Annotated in this window: 11 protein-coding genes; 4 read left to right on the forward strand and 7 right to left on the reverse strand. The window is 43.5% G+C overall.

Annotated elements, in window-relative coordinates:
• Nucleotides 1–187 precede the first annotated feature (187 nt).
• Nucleotides 188–574 (forward strand): hypothetical protein, encoded by a 387-nt coding sequence (locus OCV29_RS22905; RefSeq protein ID WP_073602300.1) that lies wholly within the window; start codon nt 188–190, stop codon nt 572–574.
• Between the two features lie 103 nt (nt 575–677).
• On the opposite strand, the gene OCV29_RS22910 is transcribed toward OCV29_RS22905, so the two are convergent.
• Nucleotides 678–1,325: a MarC family protein gene (locus OCV29_RS22910; protein WP_073602301.1), complete on the reverse strand. Its 648-nt coding sequence runs from the start codon at nt 1,323–1,325 to the stop codon at nt 678–680.
• Between the two features lie 163 nt (nt 1,326–1,488).
• Here OCV29_RS22910 and OCV29_RS22915 point away from each other — a divergent pair, with 163 nt between their 5' ends.
• Entirely contained in the window at nt 1,489–2,400 is a 912-nt protein-coding gene (locus OCV29_RS22915; protein ID WP_073602302.1) for a phosphatidylinositol-specific phospholipase C, read from the forward strand.
• Here OCV29_RS22915 and OCV29_RS22920 read toward each other — a convergent pair.
• Nucleotides 2,384–3,028 carry an acyl carrier protein phosphodiesterase gene (locus OCV29_RS22920; RefSeq protein ID WP_073602303.1) on the reverse strand — a complete coding sequence of 215 codons (645 nt, stop codon included), beginning with the start codon at nt 3,026–3,028 and terminating at the stop codon, nt 2,384–2,386. The genes OCV29_RS22915 and OCV29_RS22920 overlap by 17 nt on opposite strands.
• Nucleotides 3,029–3,508: 480 nt before the next feature.
• On the opposite strand from OCV29_RS22920, the gene OCV29_RS22925 reads away from it, so the two are divergent.
• The gene (locus tag OCV29_RS22925; RefSeq protein WP_073602304.1) at nt 3,509–4,750 is read left to right on the forward strand and encodes an aromatic amino acid transporter; all 1,242 of its coding nucleotides are present in this window, start codon (nt 3,509–3,511) and stop codon (nt 4,748–4,750) included.
• Nucleotides 4,751–4,756: 6 nt separating this feature from the next.
• On the opposite strand, the gene OCV29_RS22930 is transcribed toward OCV29_RS22925, so the two are convergent.
• The 4 genes from OCV29_RS22930 to OCV29_RS22945 form a co-directional block, all read right to left on the reverse strand.
• Nucleotides 4,757–5,671, reverse strand: a complete 915-nt coding sequence (locus OCV29_RS22930) for a type 2 periplasmic-binding domain-containing protein (RefSeq protein WP_139281500.1) — start codon at nt 5,669–5,671, stop codon at nt 4,757–4,759.
• Between the two features lie 140 nt (nt 5,672–5,811).
• Entirely contained in the window at nt 5,812–7,308 is a 1,497-nt protein-coding gene (locus tag OCV29_RS22935) for a DHA2 family efflux MFS transporter permease subunit (RefSeq protein ID WP_073602306.1), read from the reverse strand.
• Nucleotides 7,308–8,537, reverse strand: coding sequence for an HlyD family secretion protein (locus OCV29_RS22940; RefSeq protein ID WP_084193212.1), 1,230 nt, complete (start codon nt 8,535–8,537; stop codon nt 7,308–7,310). The genes OCV29_RS22935 and OCV29_RS22940 overlap by 1 nt, the downstream gene beginning before the upstream one ends.
• Nucleotides 8,538–9,382: 845 nt before the next feature.
• Nucleotides 9,383–9,817 (reverse strand): AAA family ATPase, encoded by a 435-nt coding sequence (locus OCV29_RS22945; protein ID WP_073602307.1) that lies wholly within the window; start codon nt 9,815–9,817, stop codon nt 9,383–9,385.
• A 664-nt stretch (nt 9,818–10,481) separates the two neighbouring features.
• On the opposite strand from OCV29_RS22945, the gene OCV29_RS22950 reads away from it, so the two are divergent.
• Nucleotides 10,482–12,578 carry an EAL domain-containing protein gene (locus tag OCV29_RS22950; protein WP_139281501.1) on the forward strand — a complete coding sequence of 699 codons (2,097 nt, stop codon included), beginning with the start codon at nt 10,482–10,484 and terminating at the stop codon, nt 12,576–12,578.
• Between the two features lie 26 nt (nt 12,579–12,604).
• On the opposite strand, the gene OCV29_RS22955 is transcribed toward OCV29_RS22950, so the two are convergent.
• Nucleotides 12,605–20,644: a non-ribosomal peptide synthetase gene (locus OCV29_RS22955; protein ID WP_073602309.1), complete on the reverse strand. Its 8,040-nt coding sequence runs from the start codon at nt 20,642–20,644 to the stop codon at nt 12,605–12,607.
• Between the last annotated feature and the right edge of the window lie 701 nt (nt 20,645–21,345).

The following is a 21,345-nucleotide window of genomic DNA, read 5'->3' on the forward strand; positions in this document are numbered from 1 at the left end:
TTTTCATATATGGTTATTCAAAAAAGAACTATCCTTGTGACCAATATCACACATTTAACCGAATAGTGTTCTTAATGATATGTTTGTATCCCGTTCAGAATAATTCGTTCTCTTAAGGCAGCATGTCTATAGATATGTTAATCTCGCGCTCCAAGAATAAAGCTCATCACATCAACCAGAGTGAAAAATGAAACTAAAAACGATAGTCCTTGCAACCTGTGCCACTTTCATCGTCAGTGGCTGTGCAAAAAATATAAATGAGATTCAAACGACTGCGTCAATGGAAACTATTCAGGTCGCTAAAGATAAACTGAAAGAAAACAAATATATAGAAGTCACTGATAATGGTGTAATCGCTTACACATTAACAACCCATGGTGGAGGATTACGCTGGAAACGAGTACATATCAAAGAAATAAGTTACCGAGTTGCTTGTGAAGATTTTAAATGGTTTACAGACCGGGGAATGGTCGTCAGAATGACTTTTCTTGGCAATGGCGGCATGCAAAACGACTATGATATCCATCGTTGTAAAACCGAAGTACCCACCACTTTATATGCCCCCCATAATTAAATAAAAAATAAAGCCGGAATGGTGCGAATATCACTACAGTGACATTTCATTAAGCTATCATTCCGGCATGCTGAACAGATTATCTCACACAAAAACTTGCCAGCTAATGCACCTGAAGGTAAGTCGCCGCACCACCAATACCTTCAATTAACATCTGCACACCAATCACAGCCAGAATTAACCCCATTAACCGGGTTATGACCTTGACACCATTGTGACCGATATAGCTTATAAACTTTTCACCAGAGACAAAAAACACATAGCTGACCACACAAAGAATCAGAAATGCGATGATGGTCACTGCAAATTCAGTCATTCCACCGGCAGATGAAAAATTCATTGCGGTCGCAATCGTTCCAGGCCCGGCAAGAATTGGCATCGCCAGCGGAGAAACAGCAATGCTCATCAATGCATCACTGCTTTTTTGTTTGTCTTCTTCGCTGGGATGCTGAATAGAAGAATGTTCCCCACCCTGCAACATATGGTATCCCACCAAACCTATCAGAATTCCACCTGTAATCCTGAATGCAGGCAATGTGATCCCGAACAATTCAAAAATGAGCTTTCCACCGGCAGCAAACACAAAAATAATGGCAAAACTCACCATCAATGCCCTGCAGGCAACCTTTTTTCGCTCATCAGGGGTTTCGTCAGCGGTTAATCCCAGAAAAACCGGCGTATTAGCAATCGGGTTCATCATGGCAAAAAAACCCATGAAAACTGAAAGCATGTGTGTCATCAATTGATCCATAAACCCTCTTATTTGATACATGAATAATATTTGATTCAGTGTGCATGAAAAACGAACGAAGATCTCTTCCTGACCAAGGAAATTGAAATCACGCTTCCCTTCACTTCATACTCCCTGATACCTTTAATTTTTAAGCAATATGTTTCACATGAGAAATAATAATATGAAATTTACTTTACTTTCCTTAACTTTAGCACTCTCGCTACCTGCTTCATGTTTTGCTGCCAGTTTATCTGACTGGATGAATAATGTAGATGACTCAGTACCTCTCACGAATATAACCATTCCCGGTACACATGATTCTGGTGCAACCCATGAACCTGTCAGCGGTATTGCAAAGACACAAAATCTTTCTATTTCCGACCAGTTAAAAATTGGTGTGCGCTATCTCGATATTCGTTTACGTCACTATGGCGATGCTCTGGTCGTCCATCACGGTTCCGTCTATCAACATCTCAACTTTGACAACGTACTTCAGTCAGTCACCGACTTCCTTTCTATTCATCCTTCCGAAACAGTGATTATGGAAGTATCACAGGAGTACAAACCGGCTAATAACACCCGTACATTTGAACAAACCTTTGTTCAGTATAAAAACAGGTCCCAATACAGTAAATTCTGGTGGGGACACAGTTATCTGCCCAAACTGGGGGAGGCCCGTGGTAAAATTGTATTGTTAAGGCGCTTTGCGGGATCATTCTGGACATCCGGCGGGATTGATATTTCCCGGTGGTCCGATAATGCTGAATTTACAATAAAAGATTCAAGAAACACACCAATTCATGTTCAGGACTATTATAAAGTCAGCGCTTCATCTAATGACAATAAGTGGCAGGCGGTCTATAAAAATATGAATGCAGCCAAAAGCAGCAATGGTGAAATGTATCTTAACTTCACCAGCGGTTACCGTCCCATTTTAGGTATTCCGAATATCCCGGGCGTTGCGAATGATATCAATCAGCGTTTGATCAGTTACTTTAATGGTCAGAATGCCGGGAATCATCACTATGGCGTCATTATTTCTGACTTTACATCCGCAGATTTAACCCGTGCGGAGCTTAAAAGTTATTTTTAGTCTGTATTGCCTCATCCATAACATCTCCGGATGAGGCATTGCCAGTGGCTGTTAACTTGTTTTCAGCCGCTGTTAAAAGCAAGGGATAAAACTGCTCAAAACCAGCCCGTAAAGTATCATAGTGAGCCTTAAGAAATGGATAGCATAAATGCAAAGCATGCATCCGTTCTGAACGTAAAGCGATCCGCTTTAGTGCCCGCTCAATATTATCCATATCACCATAAGACATCAGCCACATCCCCTGCCACATTTTATGATTCACCGATCTGAACCTTTCCGGTACAGGAAAGGTCATCTCCGATTCCAGTCGCTCTCGTGCATTATGACAGAATTCACTCAGTGGCAGATCATGAAAGTCATGCCACTGAAGAGAAAGGCAATGATCCCAGAAAACATCCAGTGCAATTGATGCAAAACGTCTGGCCGGGCCGTCAAACAGATTTTTCAAGTCGTGGATCACAGGATGATGATCCGTATATGCATCGATAAAACGGTGGAGCCTGATACCCTGAACCACCGCATTGGGAAACTTTCCTTCCGGATTCCCTTTAATAAAGTCTCCCAGCAGGTTGCCAAGTAAACTGGACTGGCAGGCATCTGCAATATGTAAGTGCGCTAAATAATTCATAGATAAGGAAAAGGAGACTGTAGATTAACTTATAAAGGTAAAATTATTGATGCTCTGTTTCAGTTTCCTGAATCAGCTGTTGTACTTCAGAAATATCAATTCCTATTTCCATTGCATCCAGCAATTCCAGGCTATCTTCATTATATTCGTAATCACTCATATAAACTCCGCTTTGTCAGCCAGTAAAAACATACTCTGTCTGTGTCTGTTTTTAATCCGTTTATATGACAGATGTGTGAATACGAAAAGCCCGGTACATAAATTCGTAGATTTGGATCTCAAAATGATCTGCACTAAAACAGAGAAAGACAGAGTGTAAATAATAAATTACATCACGGTATTTTATTTGTACATACCGCTTGAATGACAAATAAAAATACTGAATAATCGGCTCAAAATCCTATATATAGCGCCATAAATGATAATTTATAGTGTTATTTACATGTTAATAAATCATACTTTGTAAAGATAATTATACAAATGCATAAATCGAAGATTTTTGGCAGTACACTGATCATTGCCGGTACGACAATTGGTGCGGGGATGCTCGCATTACCACTGGCATCGGCCGGGATTGGTTTCTCAACCGCTTTGGTCATCATGCTGGTTCTGTGGGCTCTGATGACATATACCGCGCTATTAATGTTAGAGCTGCATCAACACGCCCCCGCCAACGCAACATTACACACATTAACCAAACAATTTCTCGGAAATAAAGGGCAGTGGGTGGCAGGATTTGCCATGCTGTTCTTATTTTATGCACTATGTGCCGCTTATATTGCCGGCGGGGGATCTCAGTTCAGTGAGAGAATGTCACAGATCGCTGGTATCCGGCTGACAGAAACAGAATCAACAGTGATTTTCACACTCATTGTCTGCCTGGTTGTCACCATAGGAACGAAAACAGTTGATCACTTTAATCGTCTGCTGTTTCTGGCAAAAGTAATCGCAATGGTAACCGTCCTGTTCTTTCTGACACCAAATGTCACCGAATCTTATCTGCTGGACATGCCATTGAAACAGGGATTGGTGATTGCGGCTATCCCGGTTATTTTCACTTCATTTGGCTTTCATGGCAGTATTCCTGCTATCGTCAACTATCTTGACGGTGACACCCGCGCCTTAAAAAAAGCGATTATATTCGGCTCAGCGATTCCGCTTATCATCTACATTTTCTGGCAGGTCGTCACGTTGGGTGTTATCAGTCAGGAAGAGTTATCACATCACCATCGGCTGAACGCATTAATTAATGCATTATCATCTAAAGTCCACTTCAGCCAGCTCAACCAAATCATCGGTGTTTTTGCTGATCTTGCCTTGCTAACTTCATTTTTAGGTGTAAGTCTGGGCTTATTCGAATTTCTTGGCGACACCCTGAAGAAACGCATGGGTAGTCAACAGAACAGAATTTTCCCGGCAGTTATTACTTTTCTGCCACCGATGTGTTTTGCCTTATTCTATCCGCAGGGATTTATCATGGCATTGGGATATGCAGCAATCGCGTTAACAGTACTGGCGATTTTTCTTCCTGTCGCCATGATTCATAAAGCAAGACAAACTACAAATTCAGATAATCCGGTATTATCCGGAAAAACAAATTCAACCGAAGTCTATCGGGTGAAAGGCGGCAAGTCAGTCCTGAATCTGGTGACACTGGCAGGCTTAATGATTATCTTTGCACAATGTCTGATTACCTTTAAGATACTACCCGCTCTGGGCTGAGTGTTTTTACTGTGAATCCGGAGTGACATTGTGCTCCGGGTCTGCAACATTCAGCCACAATTTCTTCCTGTCAAACGGTATGAACTCGTTTGACAGCAGCGGGTTTAACATTCTCATGACTTTCCGGTGATTTAAATTAGCTTTCTCAATACTGTGACGGTGATACTTGTAAAAAATCTGGTCAAAGCTGCCATCATTCACCATGGCATTCAATCCCTTTTCCAGCCTTCTGGCTAGTTCAGGATGATCTTTACTGACAAGAAGAAATAAGGGAAGCGGATAATACAAGGCCAACGTTTCTTCGATAGCCATCTGAGGAAATTCTGTTGTTCTTTGTTCCGCTTCTTTAAAAATTTCATTCACACTGCGGGGAAGATAATCAAACCGTCCAATCATTAACATGCGGAACAGTCCCTCATAGCTGTTACCTACAAGATAATCAAACCCGTTCAGCCTGAAAATATCAACCTCGTTACTTTTAGTCCATAATCCGGGACGTAGTTTTCGAAAAGAACCGGGAGAATTCACCTGAGCAAACTGAGCCTGATGTGCTGTACGAACGAATAACAAGTGATAACCTGATAAACCTTTTCTGAGCGGAATCCGAACCGGTATCAAGTGCTGAAGGTTCTCTTGTGTCGGTTCCCCCCAGATAATGTTTAACTCACTGCCTTTTTTAATCTCTGCCAGAGAACGTTTCCAGGACATGTAAATCCGGGCGGGACGGAGTATATATGGCCCATCACTGATAAGCGTCTTTTGCAAAGCAGTATCAATGAGTTCAATCACATCATTGTACCGGTGATCCATCTCTGATTTTTTTACCGGGTAAATAAACTCCGCGGGCTTAGCGCTCGCTTGTGGACTGAATGAAAGAAACAGTACAAGGAAGTGTGCGTACACGGCACACATATATCTCATGACTCATATCCTCAGGCATTTTAAGAATCAGTTTTATATGAAAAACTTCATTAAAAAATAGCCTGAAAACCAGCAAACTGCCATTTTGTCATGGAAGCACGCAACAGGCCTTGAAAATCCAGACCTGTTGCAGAACAGTATTAAGAATGTGCTTTTACCGGCCTGGTAATAAACAAAAATGGTATCAGAAAAACAAAGAGCCACATCAGTATCTGGAATAAGTCAATTGTGGACAACATATAGGCCTGTTGTGTAATTGTCTGATTCGCATAAGCAAGCGTTGACGGAGAACCACTTTGTACCACCGAAGACGCCAGTGGATTGTAGGGTGATATTTGTTCAGCCAACACCGAATGATGCACACTGGCATTTCTTGTCCATATCCAGGTTGTCAGTGAAGAAGCAAAACTCGCCCCGATTGTCCGGATAAATGTGGACAAAGATGCAGCATCCGCAATTTCAGGCCCGGATAATTCCGCAAGTAAAATATTTGTTATTGGCATAAAAAACAGGGAAATACCAATCCCCATAAACAGCTGCACCCAGGCAATGGATTCAAAATCAACTGAATGATTGAATGTTGCCCGGAAATAACAACTTGATGCAATCACCACAAATGCCATCGCAGATAGCTGTCGCATATCCAACCGGTTACCAATCTTCCCCAGAACCGGCGAAAGAAATATCGGAATAATCCCCATTGGAGCAACAGCAAGTCCTGCCCATAACGCGGTATACCCCATCTGACTTTGCAGCCACTGAGGCAAAATCAGGTTAATGCTGAAGAAGCCAGCATAACCTAACGTCAGCAATAACGTACCAAAGCAGAAATTCCAGTTCGTAAATAAGCGCAAATTAATAATAGGAGCCTTATCGGTCAGCTCCCAGATCACCGTAAACACCAGCATGATGACAGCAAATACGGATCCGGCAATAATCCAGATATTACTGAACCAGTCCAGATCATTTCCTTTATCCAGAACAACCTGTAATACCCCAACCCCCAAAGCTAATCCGACAAAACCGATGTAATCTAAGCGGGATTTTTGCGGCTCATGCGGATGCTCTTTCATCTGGCTTAAAACAACTGAAATTGTAAAAATACCAATCGGAATATTAATAAAAAATATCCATGGCCACGTGTAATTATAAGTCAGCCACCCACCTAAAATCGGGCCAACAATCGGACCAACAACCGCGACCATCCCTAACAAAGCTAACGCCATTGGCCGTTTGGCTCTGGGGAAAATGGACATGAGCAAAACCTGACTCATCGGATATAAAGGCGCAGAGGCCAATCCCTGAAGTGCACGGAACATGACCAGTTCGGTCATCGATTGAGAGATACCACATAAAAACGAAGTGATGACAAAAACAGCCAGAGAGCCAACATACAGGTGGACCTCACCAATCTGCCGGCTCAACCAGGCGGTGACAGGTAACCCGATAGCGTTACACACAGTGAATGAAGTAATAACCCAGGTTCCCTGATTCAGACTGACGCCCATATTTCCTGCGATGGTCGACAGGGAGACATTCGCAATCGTACTATCCAGCACCTGCATAAATACACCCAGTGAAATTGCAAACACACAGAGTGAAAAATTGGCAGGCCGAAAACCTTGATCTTCATCCATTATGAATCCTTATGATTAACAATATCATTGGATTTAACAATATCCTGAATGATTTTTTCTACGCCGGATAACTGTGCCTGATAGATATCGGTCTGATACCGGGGTGACGCCGGAGATGTACCAGAGAGCAACTTACCCTGTTGATCCTGAATATCAACATTAACCTGCATCGACAACCCAATCCTCAACGGATGTTTCACCAACTCATCTTTTTGCAGTCTGATACGGACCGGCAACCTTTGAACGACTTTAATCCAGTTTCCCGTCGCATTTTGTGCCGGTAACAATGAGAATGCACTGCCTGTACCGATGCCCAGACTTTCAATCACACCATGAAATACCGTCTCATCACCATACAGATCAGAAATCAGTGTGACCTTCTGTCCTATCCGCATGTTTCTCATTTGTGTTTCTTTAAAATTCGCATCAACCCAAACCTGATTCAATGGAACGACAGCCATCAGCGCAGCACCGGGATTGACTCGTTGTCCAACCTGAATATTCCGTCGTGCGATATACCCGGATACAGGAGCAACGACCCGGGTTCTTAGCTGATTCAGATAGGTTTTACGTAACTGAGCAGCTGCAGTACGGACCAGTGGATGGGATTCAACATCGGTGTTATAAGTCATCGCTTCCTGTGACTTCAGTTGCTGAATCGCCACTAATAATGCCTTATGAGATGAATCAACCATATCTTTTGCATGGCTGAGTTCTTCCCTGGATAACCCTCCGGACTTCACCATTTCCTGCCGGCGGTGATAGTCTGTCTTCGCCTTTTTCAGTGCAATTTCTCTCTGTGCCACAACGGCTTTTGCCTGCTCAACATTATTAAATAATGAACGGACTTTGCGAACCGTCTGTGCCAGATTTGCTTTTGCAGTCTGAACCGCAATATATTCATCACTTGGGTCAAAACGAACCAGCTCACTTCCCTGCTGGACATAATCACCATCATCAACACTGATTCGGGTTACTGTGCCAACAATCTGGGGCGTTATCTGAACAAGATTGCCATCAACATAGGCATCCTCAGTGGTCACATGACCAGCTTCAAACAGGTAATACCAGCCTGTTGCACCACCCGCAATCACACACAAAATGAACACAAATATGAGTAAACTTTTTTTCCGTTTTCCCTTTGGGGCAGGTGGCAAATCACTATGATTCGATTTCTCATCGTTATTTTGAGTGGTATTTTCTTTATTCTCTTTATTATCTGTAGCCATTAAAACCTCAATGTATCTGTTATTCTTCACCAGAATGTAGCCCTGGTGACAAAGGCTTTTTATAACCACCACCTGAAAACTGAATCAAACTGATGCTGGCTTTTTCTGTTAATTCGGGAAGGAAATGGACTTCAAGCCCGGAAAAATCTCACTAAACACCACATCTTCAGGTTGTTGGGGGTATATGCTGACAATTCATCCGGTATTCATACAATATACAAATATGTTTACCACTATATTTTATATGGTTAAGCAAGTATGAAATAAATAACCAGAATAGCTCCCGTTTAAAACATCTGGTAATTCTACTCCTGAATAAAATAAAAAAACATGAATAATCAATAATTTTTCCAAGGTGATGATTCTATTGGAAATCAAACATAATCCAATAAAAACAATCACTTACAAATTAAATTCTATTGAATTCAATCAATATTAACTTCATTCCCAAATAATATTTGCATTGTCTCGTTTGATATGGATACTACATTGAATTGCTTGTTGAAAGGCATTATTCATCATTTTCTGACTATCGATTAAATTTATATACAGCGACTGTTTACCTGACTATTACCTTGTGTTGAAAGGGCTCAGAAAAACACCGGTTTATACCCTAAACAAACTCAGACTATGGCTTAAAATAACGATTTCTGATTGTATCCCACCTTCTGTGAGCTCTGGTGCTTAACTCGGTGTTCCTGAATATTCGCCACTTTTGGTTACGGGGAAGATGGCGATAAGCAGACCATCCGCGCCAGAGAGGGCGCGGCAGATCCCCAAAGGTGATGTGTGTCTGTGTTCTATATCTGCCTGAGTGGTCCACAGTCAGGAACTGGTATTTAAAGTCAGCAAGTCCGGATGACTAGCCCTTCGCTGACATCAGGAACCTCAGACACCCCGAAATCTGCTCCGAAACAGGCCTCTGGCTGATGAATGACGTGATGATCTGAAATAAGGATTAGCTCATGTTTTGCCTTGATTTCAGTCACAAGATCCAAAAACCATCTTCGTTGCTGACGTGTTTGTGCCGGAAAATCCATCACCACATTGGTCCCAATCGACAAAATATGTTGTGTATACGATTTAATGCGCGGTTTGAGGCGGGATGAATATGCCAGATAGTCATCATGTGAGATGACTAACCCCGGATAAAGTGTGGACAACCATTCGTGCTCAGAAAGTAATACCGCTGCTTTTTCTGAAGCAATCTTTTTTAAGAATGCACAATTTCCTGTCCCTGTTTTTCCATAAAAGAATGTTAATGAGCCCTTATTAATCATGGTATTCCTTAAATCTGCTCCATATCTGCAAACGCCATGTGTATCCCGGAAGGTTTGACGACTTTAAGAATAAAAGGCGTCCGAATCACATCAATGTTCAGTGATTTTTTCATGATTCTTCGGAATAACTCACAGAATCAGTAATAAATACCATCAATGAGCCCCAGTAAAAAATCGCTCCGGGACAGATACCGACAGGTTTCTGCACCAGGTAAATTTTAAAAGTGGGTATACCCAAGTGACCTCAAGATGCATGTTCAGCGAGAGTTGATTGGCTTCTGACCAAGGCACTGATTTGTAAACATAGTCATTCTACGTTGAAAATCAGTAACACAGGGCAGGAGCCAATCAATCTCGCCCTTCGGGAGCGCATCAACAGGTCCATTTCTGCGTCAAATAACTTCGAAAGGCGGGTGCATTCCTTCAGTTCTTTTCCTTGAACCGGACCTGTTGATGGCGCTCTGAATTCTGCATCTTGAGGTCACTTGGGTATATACATTGCTTCATCTTAGGGTCTGTTGACCCTAAGATAACCCGATCATAAATATTAAAGAATGCCAAGACAAACAGGCCATTAAACTATAAAGTATTATGTCATTAATATTGATTTGCGGATAATCAGCGGGTCCATTCTTTACAGTGTCGTTTAAAAGTGGGGAAGAACTTGTTCAACGTTAATTTATCCAGATTAACTTCATACCTGAATGCCATGAAAGAAGGCTTGTCACAACAACTTGCTGATTTCAGGATAACATTACTCTGGATTGTTCCCTGTATTATCCTGTATTCGATGCTGATACTTCTGGTGGGTGTATTCCATTATTTCTCAACAGAAAACGATCACAGCTATCTGCTGGTCGTCCGGTTTTACCAGCAAATCCACACTTTATTCAGTTACCTGTTAACCGTTGCTCTGACATTCACCATTTCTATCCGATGGAAACAACCCCGCCCTCCACTCATATTGCTATCAATTTTCTATCTGGGTTTATTTCAGTACTTTATCCCGGAGCATCCTCAGGGGATGGCAATGCAATATCTGATCGCAATTATTACGCCCTTTTATACGATTCCTTTAATCACATGGCTACAGAGCCTGAGCTTTTTCAGGTCCCCGCAAAGTAAACATTTATCTGGTGTTTTTTCAGAGGTCATGGCGCTGATTATTCCGGCTTTTATCACGATGCTGCTGGTCCTGTTGGTCCATGACTCCCTCTTGAATATTTGGGACGCGATCTCACCACCAACCGTCGAATATGAAGATTTAAAAACACACCCCTACCTGTATAGCAACCTGATATCGGTGATTAGTGCTATTTCTCACTTTCTGGGGTTACACAGCTTTTATACACTGTCGTTTCTGAATGAGGGGCTCTATCAGGCAACGACCGAAAATGTGATGAGCTATATGCAGGGAAATACGGATTTTGTTGCCCTGAATCACACGGCTATTGGTGTATTTTCCCGGCTCGGAGGCGCTGGTTCCACATTTTCCCTGATTATTGCTATTTTATTGTTCAGCAAAGAAAAATCATTACGGATTATTGCACTGCTCAGTATTCCACCCGGTTTTTTTAATATTAATGAACCTCTGATTTTCGGCATTCCTGTTATTCTTAATCCGGCCTTATTTTTCCCTTTTCTGATCGTCCCGATATTAAATATCAGTCTGACCCTGTTTCTGACCAATGCTGGCTGGGTTCATCCAACAGTCGTCTCTGTTCCCTATATCAGCCCGCTTTTTGCCAATGCATACATTGCGACAGACGGAGACTGGTATGCCGTATTGTTGCAACTGGTTAATATTGGTATCGGGACTCTGGTTTACCTGCCATTCGTTAAAAGACTCAGTCATTCCTACAGAACCAGGTCTATCTATTTTTCAAGATTCGATACTTACTACCAGCGAAAAGAAGAAGAAGCACAAATATTAACCAAGGATCTGGTGAGCTACTTATCACAAAGTAAAAAAGAGCACCGTCAGCTCGAGAAAGAGTTAACCCGGTTAAGTTCGGCCGAATTTTATCTGGAATATCAGCCACAGGTTTCTCTGATTGATCCCGGAGTTGTCGGAGCTGAAGCGCTCATCCGGGTCAGAGACAGCGAGAATAAGATATATCAACCTGCATCATTCCTTCCCTGGCTCGAAAAAGCAGAGATGATGACAGACCTGGATTTGTGGGTTTTCAATCAGGTTATCCGTGATGCCCGGATGATGAAAGACACAGGTGTCGACATCCGGACGGGCGTCAACATTTCTATCGACACATTGCTCGATGACGACGCCGTCACAACAATCAGACAGTTACTTGAGTCATCGGGCGTCGCAGACAGAATTGATATCGAAATCACCGAAAAAAGTCTGCTGCAAGATGAACATATCATTGCGGACATTTTCAAAAAATTTCAATCACTTGGTGTCAGAATTCATCTTGATGATTTTGGTACAGGTTACTCTTCACTCAGCTATCTGCCCAAATTTAATCTCGATGAAATCAAAATCGACCGCAGCTTCTTACAGAATATCCACCAGCCAAAAGCAAGAAGTTTATTCTTGTCTTTATTTGATATCGCCCACAGCCAAAAGCTCGGTGTAATTGTTGAGGGAGTGGAAACCCGGGAGCAACTCTCGCTCATTCCAAAACAACCGGATATTTTGGTACAGGGCTGGTATTACAGTGATTCGCTGGAAATCTCCGAATTTATTGAATATTACCAATCGTTCCGGAGCCTTGTCCCCAAACACCCTCAAGATTCATAATTGAGGGTGTTTGGGGATTGTCAGAATCACTCCGTGGCGGATAAGCTCACCTTCTTCGCCAAATCTTTTAACACGGATGCGTTGAGCAACGTAGATAACGAAAATTCTATACCCTGTGCTCTCGCTTCATGAATCAGCCTGATAGCCAATAATGAGTGGCCTCCCAGTTCAAAAAAATCATCGTTCCGGCCAATCCGTTCAATGTTCAGTAATGTCTGCCACAATTTCGCCAGTATTTTCTCTGTGCTGTTTTTCGGTGGTACATACCCTTGGTTTAAACGCTTATTCTGTTGAAACCGGATCGGTTGTATAACGGCCTCAGGAAGAACACCATTTTCCAAATCATCATGTTCCGGTAAGACGTTCAGACGGTTCACCGGGTATTCCGGTGTCGTCTCCAGTGCCGTGAGCACACCAGACAACGCATTCATCATCATCAGCCCGAGCTGCTCACAACTCACACGAATATCAGACTGAATGTCTAATGAGAACTCGCCTCCGGGAAAATCATTTACAGACAAACTGACCGGATAAGTTGAGCGTTCTTCGCAGAACAGAATCTCTGGCTTCAGACTCTCTTCCGATTGACGCAGCCAGATAAAGTCCTGCTGATAACGATAATTTAACAGACTGCTAAAGAGCGGCAATGGTGATGCAACACGACTGTATTGTTGTGCCCTCGTCAACGGCGTGTGTTCAAACTCAAGTAACTGTGCCAGTTTCTGATGCGTCTCCAATACACAATCTCTCACGGAAGCATGATCAAGAGACAAACGAAATGGCAACGTATTCAGACATAAGCCCATCATTCTGTCTGCACCTTTTACAGCATTCATACGACCAAATAACAAGGTACCAAAAACAATATCATCACGGCCGGTAGAGGCTCTGATGACCAACCCCCATGCCAGATGAAACACACTGGCACAACTCACTCCCAATAACTGAGCCTGTTCACGCATACGCCTTGCAAGTGCCGCATCAATTGACAGATGTCGTCTTGAAATTTGCTGACCTTCTCCGTATATATCCATCAAACCAAAGGGCGCAGAAGGGTGTTCAATATCGCCGAGCTGCTGGCGGAAAAAAGAGGCTTCCGCATCCGGATCATGTTTCTGCCGGGTTCTGGCTACAAAATTTCTGAATGGCAATGAAGGACGTAACTGTCTTTCCGGATACTGCAGATAATTGTGAATTTCTTCTCCCATCAGCTCAAGGCTGAAGTGATCGGTACACAAGTGGTGAATCCTTAAACACATTAACCAGCACTGATTTTCTTTGTCCTCAACCTGCCATACTTCCAGCATTGGGGCCTGGCGAATATTCATTTTACACTGGCCAGGCTCAAGATGCTGGCGTAGCTGAGATTCGGCATCACCGGCTTCAATATCCAGCGTTATCACAGGAAGTGTAGCCTGACGCCATACGACTTGAACCGGCTCTGCCACCCCCTCCCAGACAAAAGAGGTACGCAGTACATCATGGCGATCGATCAATGCCTGTATCGCTTGCGTATATTGCCGTAACCGCGATAAACACGGAAAAGACTGAATGCTCCTGATGACATACAAATCCCCCTGTTGCTGTACAAGATGGTGGTACAAAATACCTTCCTGAAGCGGTGTTAACGGATAGATATCCCGGACATTGGCCGCACCTCCGGGAATGTCATCACATATACGATCAATCTGTGATTGTGTCAGATGAACCAGTGGTAACATATCCGGCGTAATTTTTTCTGTCTTTTCAAGAATATAATCAGGCGGAACGTCACAATCCTCACAAGCGGATTCAGGCACCAGACTCTCCGCCAGTGACAAAAGTACAGGCTGGCTGAAAAGCGTTTTGACCGCGAGGTGGAATCCTTTCTGACGCAGGCTTTCAATCACCTGAACAGCCAGTAATGAATGGCCGCCAAGTTCAAAAAAGTTGTCATGTCTGCTGATGTCATCAACCCCGAGGAGTTTTTTCCAGATAGTCGCTAATATTTGTTCATTTTCACCACGAGGTGGCTCAAAACGGTGCCGGATAAAGGAACGGTCATCCGGTTGAGGCAATTCCCTGTAATTGATTTTACCATTGGGCGTCAAAGGAAGATGGGCTAAACGTATGTAGGCAGAAGGCACCATATAATCCGGTAATTGTTCACTTAACTGCTTTTTCAATTGTTCAACAGAAACATGGCTGTGCGGATGCTCAGTAAAATAAGCGACCAGTCTTTTATTAAGCTGACAACCAACTGCGGTAACCACAGCACTCTGAATGCCTTGACAGCGTTGTATAGCAGCCATGATTTCACCAGGTTCAATCCGGTATCCGCGAATTTTAATCTGTTGATCATTCCGGCCCAGATACTCAATCACACCATCTGCTCTCCAGCGTCCCAGGTCTCCTGTACGATACATTCGGGCATTCGGCTCGTGACTGAAAGGATCAGATAAAAAGTGCTTTGCTGTCAGCTCCGGGCGATTCAGATATCCTCTGCTGACCCCTGCACCACCAATATAAATTTCTCCCGCAACACCAACCGGAACCGGCTGTTTCGACTCATCAAGAATATAAATGTTTGTATTCGTCACCGGACGGCCAATATGCAACAAATGACTTTCCGGAGAAATACATCCTGAAGTCGCTACGACAGTGGTCTCTGTCGGGCCATAATTATTGACCAGAGAAAAAGCATGCTGATCCGATGGACTGCTGTGGAGTTGATCCCCCCCGACTAATAACGTTTTTAACGTCGGATGAGTCACCCCCCGGGCCAAAGCAAGCTCAGCAACAGGGGTCGGCAGGAAACTGGTCTGTAAAGGCTGCTCATACCACCAGTCCAGTAATTGGTCTGGATTTTCTGAAGCAGAAACCGGAGGTAATAATAAACAGGCGCCCGCACATAATGTGGGCCAGATTTCCCAGATAACGGCATCAAACCCTAAACCGGCGACGCTGGAACCGTAAGTACCGTTTTCGGGTTTAAATGTCTGATGATGCCAGTGGATTAAATGGGCCAGGTTTTGATGTTCGACCATCACTCCTTTCGGGCGGCCGGTCGAACCTGATGTATAAATGATATAAGCCAGATTTTCCGGCCCGGAGCTATCCTGCCGGAGATTGTCTGCAGGCAAGTGTTCCCACAAGTCAATATCCTGTATGAGATGAATCACCGGGACTGACACTCCAGAATTGCCGGACAGATATTCAGTCCCCTCCTCCCTGTCAGTCAGAATGAATACCGGACGACAATCAGACAGAATAAACTGCAGCCGCTCAGCGGGACAGGCGGGATCAATTGGGATATATCCGCCACCAGCTTTCAGTACAGAAAGCATGGCAATAATAAATTCGGTACTTCTGTTACAAAAAAGAGCCACTCTCGTTTCAGGACCGGCTCCCTGCATCTGCAGATAAGCAGCCAGTTGATTGGCCCGCTGATTTAATTGATAGTAAGACAGCTGCTCTTCACCGGCAATCACAGCCATGGCATCAGGCGTATGCTGCACCTGTTGCTCAAACCATTCATGGACACTCAAATGGCTCACTGCAGATCGATGCCCCATACTGAATCGATTTAATAAATCAGATGATGCCTGCGGAGAAAGCATCGGTAAGGTATGTACAGATTGCTCCGGATGATGGATCATCTCCCAAAGTAAATGCTGCCAGTATTTCAGATATTCCTGAATATTCCGTTCATCAAACAAAGCTGAAGCATAGTTGATAAAACCTTCCAGAGACTCCCCTTTTTCTGTCATTTCAAGGCTTAAATCAAACTTCGCATTGTTGACCAGCGGCTCAAAGGACACCAGCGACACATCCGGTAAATCTATCTGTGCCGGAGGCACATTTTGTAAGGCAAACATCACCTGAAAAACCGGGCTGTGTGACGAGCTTCGGGCTGGTGAAACTGCCTCGACCACCTGCTCAAAAGGAATATCCTTGTTTTCCATTGCAGATAAGGCTGTCGACTTTAATTGTGCCAGCAGGGTTCGGGTGTCCGGGCTATCAGACAAATCAATACGAAGCGCAATCGTATTCACGAACATGCCGATCAATGATTCGGTTTCAGTCATGGTTCTTCCGGCAACGGGAGATCCAATCACAATATCATTTTGTCGGGCAAGCCGTCCCATCACCACAGACCATCCTGCCAGCAGCAACATATACATAGTACAGCCCTGATCCTTGCAGAATGACCGGAGCCCGGCAGTCAGTTCATGATCCAGCTTCACCGGTAATAGTTTCCCGCTGTAATCCTGTATGTTAGGCCTTGGATAATCAGCAGGCAGATTGATATATTCAGGAATACCGCCGAGTTGTTCAACCCAGTAGGATAGTTGTTTCTTCAGTTCGTCTTCTTGTAAATTTTCATGCTGCCACCGGGCATAGTCGACATACTGAAACGGCAAATCGGCCAATGGTGTCTTTTTTCGATGACGATGACAGAGGTTACTGTAAAGAATATTCAGCTCGTTGATGAAAACACTCACTGACCAGCCATCGGCTATCAAGTGGTGCATGGCCAGCTGCAACTGGTACATATGGCCGGGGAAACAGCGTAATTGTCCCTGGATTAGCGGGCCTTTCTCCAGATCAAAAACAGGAGAAAAAGGTTCAATTTCTGCTGTTTGTTCCTGAATCTCAATCACCTGCAGGGGAAAACCACATGCTGCTGACCCGGTGATCTGACATGGAGTACCAGATATAACCTGAAAATGTGTCCGTAATATCGCATGTCTGGCAACAATCTGATCAAGCGCTTGCTTCAGGACATGAACGTCTAACCGGCCTTTCAAATCGGCACAACCTGCAATAATGTAAGCATGAGCAGCCTCGCTGTCCATTTGTGCAAGAAACCATAAACGTTGTTGAGCAAATGATAATGGAAATACACTATTTTCATACCCACCGTCATAAGCCGGTATCTCAGGACCAGCGACTTTCGAGGGCTGCATCTGTTGGATATGGGAAGCCATTTGACGTAACACCGGCCATGCAAACATATCCGCTAAAGAGAGCTCAACGTTCAACTGTTCACGAATCCGGGAAATCAGCTGAACCGCCAGTAAGGAGTGTCCGCCCAGTGTAAAAAAGTGATCATTCCGGCCAATCCGGTGAACATGCAGAATATCCTGCCAAAAGCCAGCCAATACCTGCTCTGTTTCGCCCTGTGGTACTTCGTACTCATCCCGGATAAAGGCATTCTCATCCGGTTTTGGTAACACTTTCCGATCGACTTTGCCGTTGGGCGTTAAAGGCAAACATGGCAGTTCAATATAGATAGCCGGAACCATATAGTCAGGAAACTGAGTTTCCAGCGATGTTTTCAGTGTTTCAGCTGACACCCGGATTTCAGCTTGAGGGACATAGTAAGCAACCAGTCTTTTTCCCTGCGCGGGAGTGTTCTCAGCAATGACTACTGCATAGTGAACACCCTGGCACGCCTGCAACGCCTGTTCAATTTCAGCTGGCTCAATCCGGTATCCCCGAATCTTAATCTGTTCATCATTCCTGCCGGTAAACTCAATCACGCCGTCAGAACGCCACCGGCCCATATCTCCACTTTTATACATACGGGCATCTGATTGTTCAGAAAAAGGATCATGCAGAAACCTTTCCCGGGTTAAATCAGGACGGTTCATATAACCCAGTGCCACACCATCACCACCAATATAGATTTCACCCACAATACCCACCGGAACAGGCTGATGATTTGAATCCAGGATATAGACATGCGTATGATTGATTGGGCGGCCCAAAGGTATCGTTTGCATAATGCCCGCTGAAGGCTGTATCTCATATGTCAGGGCGAACGTTGTCGTTTCCGTCGGACCATAACCATTCAGCAAATGGCGGGGAGCATTATTTTCCAGCACTCGCTGAATCATTGAAGGATCGAGAACATCACCACCAACAATCAGGTATCTCAGTTGTTGAAAAGTATTCCCTAAGACCTCTGCATACTGTTTAAATAATCCTGCGGTCATCCACAGAACAGTGACCTTGTGGCGAAGAAGACTTTCCTCAAGCCGGAGTGGATCAAGTAAAACGTTTTGCTCAACCACAACGACGCTCCCGCCATTCAGCAAAGGAGCCCAAACTTCCATGGTTGCAGCGTCAAAACCAGGATTTGCAGCGAAAGCAACGTTGTCCTGCGGATTAAAATCAGCGTAACCACACTGAACCACCAAACGTATGACGGCACGGTGGGGTACCAAAACACCTTTAGGATTCCCGGTCGAACCAGATGTATACATGATATACGCAGGATCCAGGCCACTAAGATTTTCCGGATATGTTGATTCAGCGGGTAATTGCGTAAAAATACTCAGGGTAAACGGAACCACCTTCACACCGGGGATAAACGCTGACTGCCTGTCAGGTGAAATAAATATCATCCGGGCCTGACAGTCCGATAGCACATAATTCAGTCGTTCATCCGGTGCATGAATATCGACCGGAACATAAATGGCACCGCAATGAACAATCGCCAGCTGAATCAGAATCAACTCAGCTGAACGTTCCAGGCAGACAACAATTGCATCTCCTTTCTCAACCCCACACGATCTCAGGTAACCAGCCAGTTGATTAACCTTGTACTCACACTCACCATAAGTCAATTGTCTTTCACCGCAAATAACAGCGATAGCATCAGGGCTCTGTCGCACCTGTGCTGCAAATAAGCTGTACAGACTACAGTTGGCCGGATAACCGGCTTTTGTCTGATTCCACAGTGTGATGTTTTGTTGTTCTTCAGGTAAGAGAAGGGGGTATTGCGACAGGCACAAATCAGATGCTTCAGTCAGGATTTCCGAACAGAAATGAATGAAGCGATCAAGGTGCATTTGCAGCTGCGACTCGGTATAAAGATTTGTATTCGCATCCATAAAGATATGAATCCCCCGCCGGGGGCCATAATCACAAAAGTGAATCACCAAATCATCAGCCGGGCCAAATAATAAATTATGAACTGCCGACTCAAACTCACCAAAGTGCATATCATACGGAAAAGGAATGATATTAATGATGGTTGAACATCCTTTCTCACGACCTTCGGCCCATGAGCTGGTGTTTAAATCATCCGGTCGGTATCGTTGATGCCTGGCCATGGAGCGAATCCGTTGTTTCACCGCAAGTAACACATCAGTCAGGGTCATTGCCGCATTCAACTTCAGATGAAATGGTAGTACATTGGCTACCATTCCCGGAAATGAGCGCAATAAACGGTTATGACGGGCTGTCATAGGGAAGCCAAATAATAAATCATTCTGATCAGCGAGTCTGTGAATATATATCGCGGCAAGAGACGTCAGTAATATCGGCAGGGATGTATGATGGACGCTGGTCAGCCAGGACAGATTGATATTATCTTGTGGAGAAAGTGTTCCCTGACAACGAATCACCTGACTACAAACCTTATTTTCACCACTCAGACTAAATGGCTCTGACCCGTTTTCTTTCTGCGACTGCCAGTATTGCTGACTTATCCGGTACTGTTTTGAATTCTGATATTCAATGTCATTAGCAAATACTTCGGATATTGTGCTGAAAGGGCATTCAGGTATCTTCGAATGATTCACCATCGCTGAATAAATATCTGCAACGCGGCGGACAAAAAGAAAACCACCAAAGCCATCCATGACTAAATGATGCGTACTGGCATAAAATAAAAAAAGGTCCGTTTTCAACCGAAGCAAAGCAAATGAATACAGGGGTCCATGATTCAGTTTGAAGGGGCGGGCCATATCGGCTCTCATCCACTGTTCCGCAGATAATTCCGGATTCTCTTCCTGACGCATGTCTATCACAGGAAAATCCCAGTCTTTCTGCGGCATTATATACTGCCTGGGTCCATCCTCTGTATCTTCAAACACCAGATTGAATGATTCAGCTTCCCGAATAGCCTGGCGGAGAGAGGTTTCGAATATATCTGTTTGTATTTCACCAAAAATTTCCAGATATTCTGTAATCTTATAAACTTCTGCCCGGGCAGAAGGATTCATTATTTGAGAGAACCAGATTCCCCTTTGCGCTGCAGATAAAGGGAACAATCGCCGATTGTAATCATGCATTTAAAGCACCAACTTAACATATGATTATTTATGAATGTATATTATTGTAAAAACACAGAATAATATAATCTTCTTCAAATACAACATGTTTATGTTTTTTATTAGAATTCATCCACAATAATCAATATGTTAATCATTAGACCTCATACTATTCCCCTTTAAAATAAAAAACGCCATATAATAAAATATAAACCTCAATATTCCCAAAGAATGATATAAATAAAACTCACACGCAGACAGACATATTGACTAAATATATTATGGAAAGAATAAAACTCATTTCAGCATAAAGTATGTCTGTTAAATATATACCCAAATATTTCTTTCATTACAAAATGATCGACATTTATGACAAAAAAATGAAGTGAATCGTAGCTTAAAAATATATATTCATAACAGATATGCAATTAATTTTATTCAATCGATACAATATTTATAGTATCAGACCATCATGTCCTGTCATACATATCCCTTGCGATCAAACAATGCAGATACAGAAGCACCTCATCCAGCTCACATCGTTCAGTATCTGTCATTATCGTCTGCATGATCATCAAGTGATAACAGGCACACTTGTGCATTTCAAAATTATTTGTATAAACTTCTGCCATATAAAAACCTCCTGATATTCATTTTTATCACGTAAAAGAAAAAGAAACCCTGTTTCATATCCAAGCCACACTATCATCATCAAAGTGCCA

The organism is Vibrio aerogenes (genome assembly GCF_024346755.1).
Taxonomy (GTDB): domain Bacteria; phylum Pseudomonadota; class Gammaproteobacteria; order Enterobacterales; family Vibrionaceae; genus Vibrio; species Vibrio aerogenes.

Coding starts and splice junctions, on each gene's coding strand:
- OCV29_RS22925 (WP_073602304.1), top strand. CDS start 3,509: ATGCATAAATCGAAGATTTTTGGCAGTACACTGATCATTGCCGGTACG.
- OCV29_RS22935 (WP_073602306.1), bottom strand. CDS start 7,308: ATGGATGAAGATCAAGGTTTTCGGCCTGCCAATTTTTCACTCTGTGTG.
- OCV29_RS22915 (WP_073602302.1), top strand. CDS start 1,489: ATGAAATTTACTTTACTTTCCTTAACTTTAGCACTCTCGCTACCTGCT.
- OCV29_RS22920 (WP_073602303.1), bottom strand. CDS start 3,028: ATGAATTATTTAGCGCACTTACATATTGCAGATGCCTGCCAGTCCAGT.
- OCV29_RS22905 (WP_073602300.1), top strand. CDS start 188: ATGAAACTAAAAACGATAGTCCTTGCAACCTGTGCCACTTTCATCGTC.
- OCV29_RS22945 (WP_073602307.1), bottom strand. CDS start 9,817: ATGATTAATAAGGGCTCATTAACATTCTTTTATGGAAAAACAGGGACA.
- OCV29_RS22930 (WP_139281500.1), bottom strand. CDS start 5,671: ATGAGATATATGTGTGCCGTGTACGCACACTTCCTTGTACTGTTTCTT.
- OCV29_RS22910 (WP_073602301.1), bottom strand. CDS start 1,325: ATGGATCAATTGATGACACACATGCTTTCAGTTTTCATGGGTTTTTTT.
- OCV29_RS22940 (WP_084193212.1), bottom strand. CDS start 8,537: ATGGCTACAGATAATAAAGAGAATAAAGAAAATACCACTCAAAATAAC.
- OCV29_RS22955 (WP_073602309.1), bottom strand. CDS start 20,644: ATGCATGATTACAATCGGCGATTGTTCCCTTTATCTGCAGCGCAAAGG.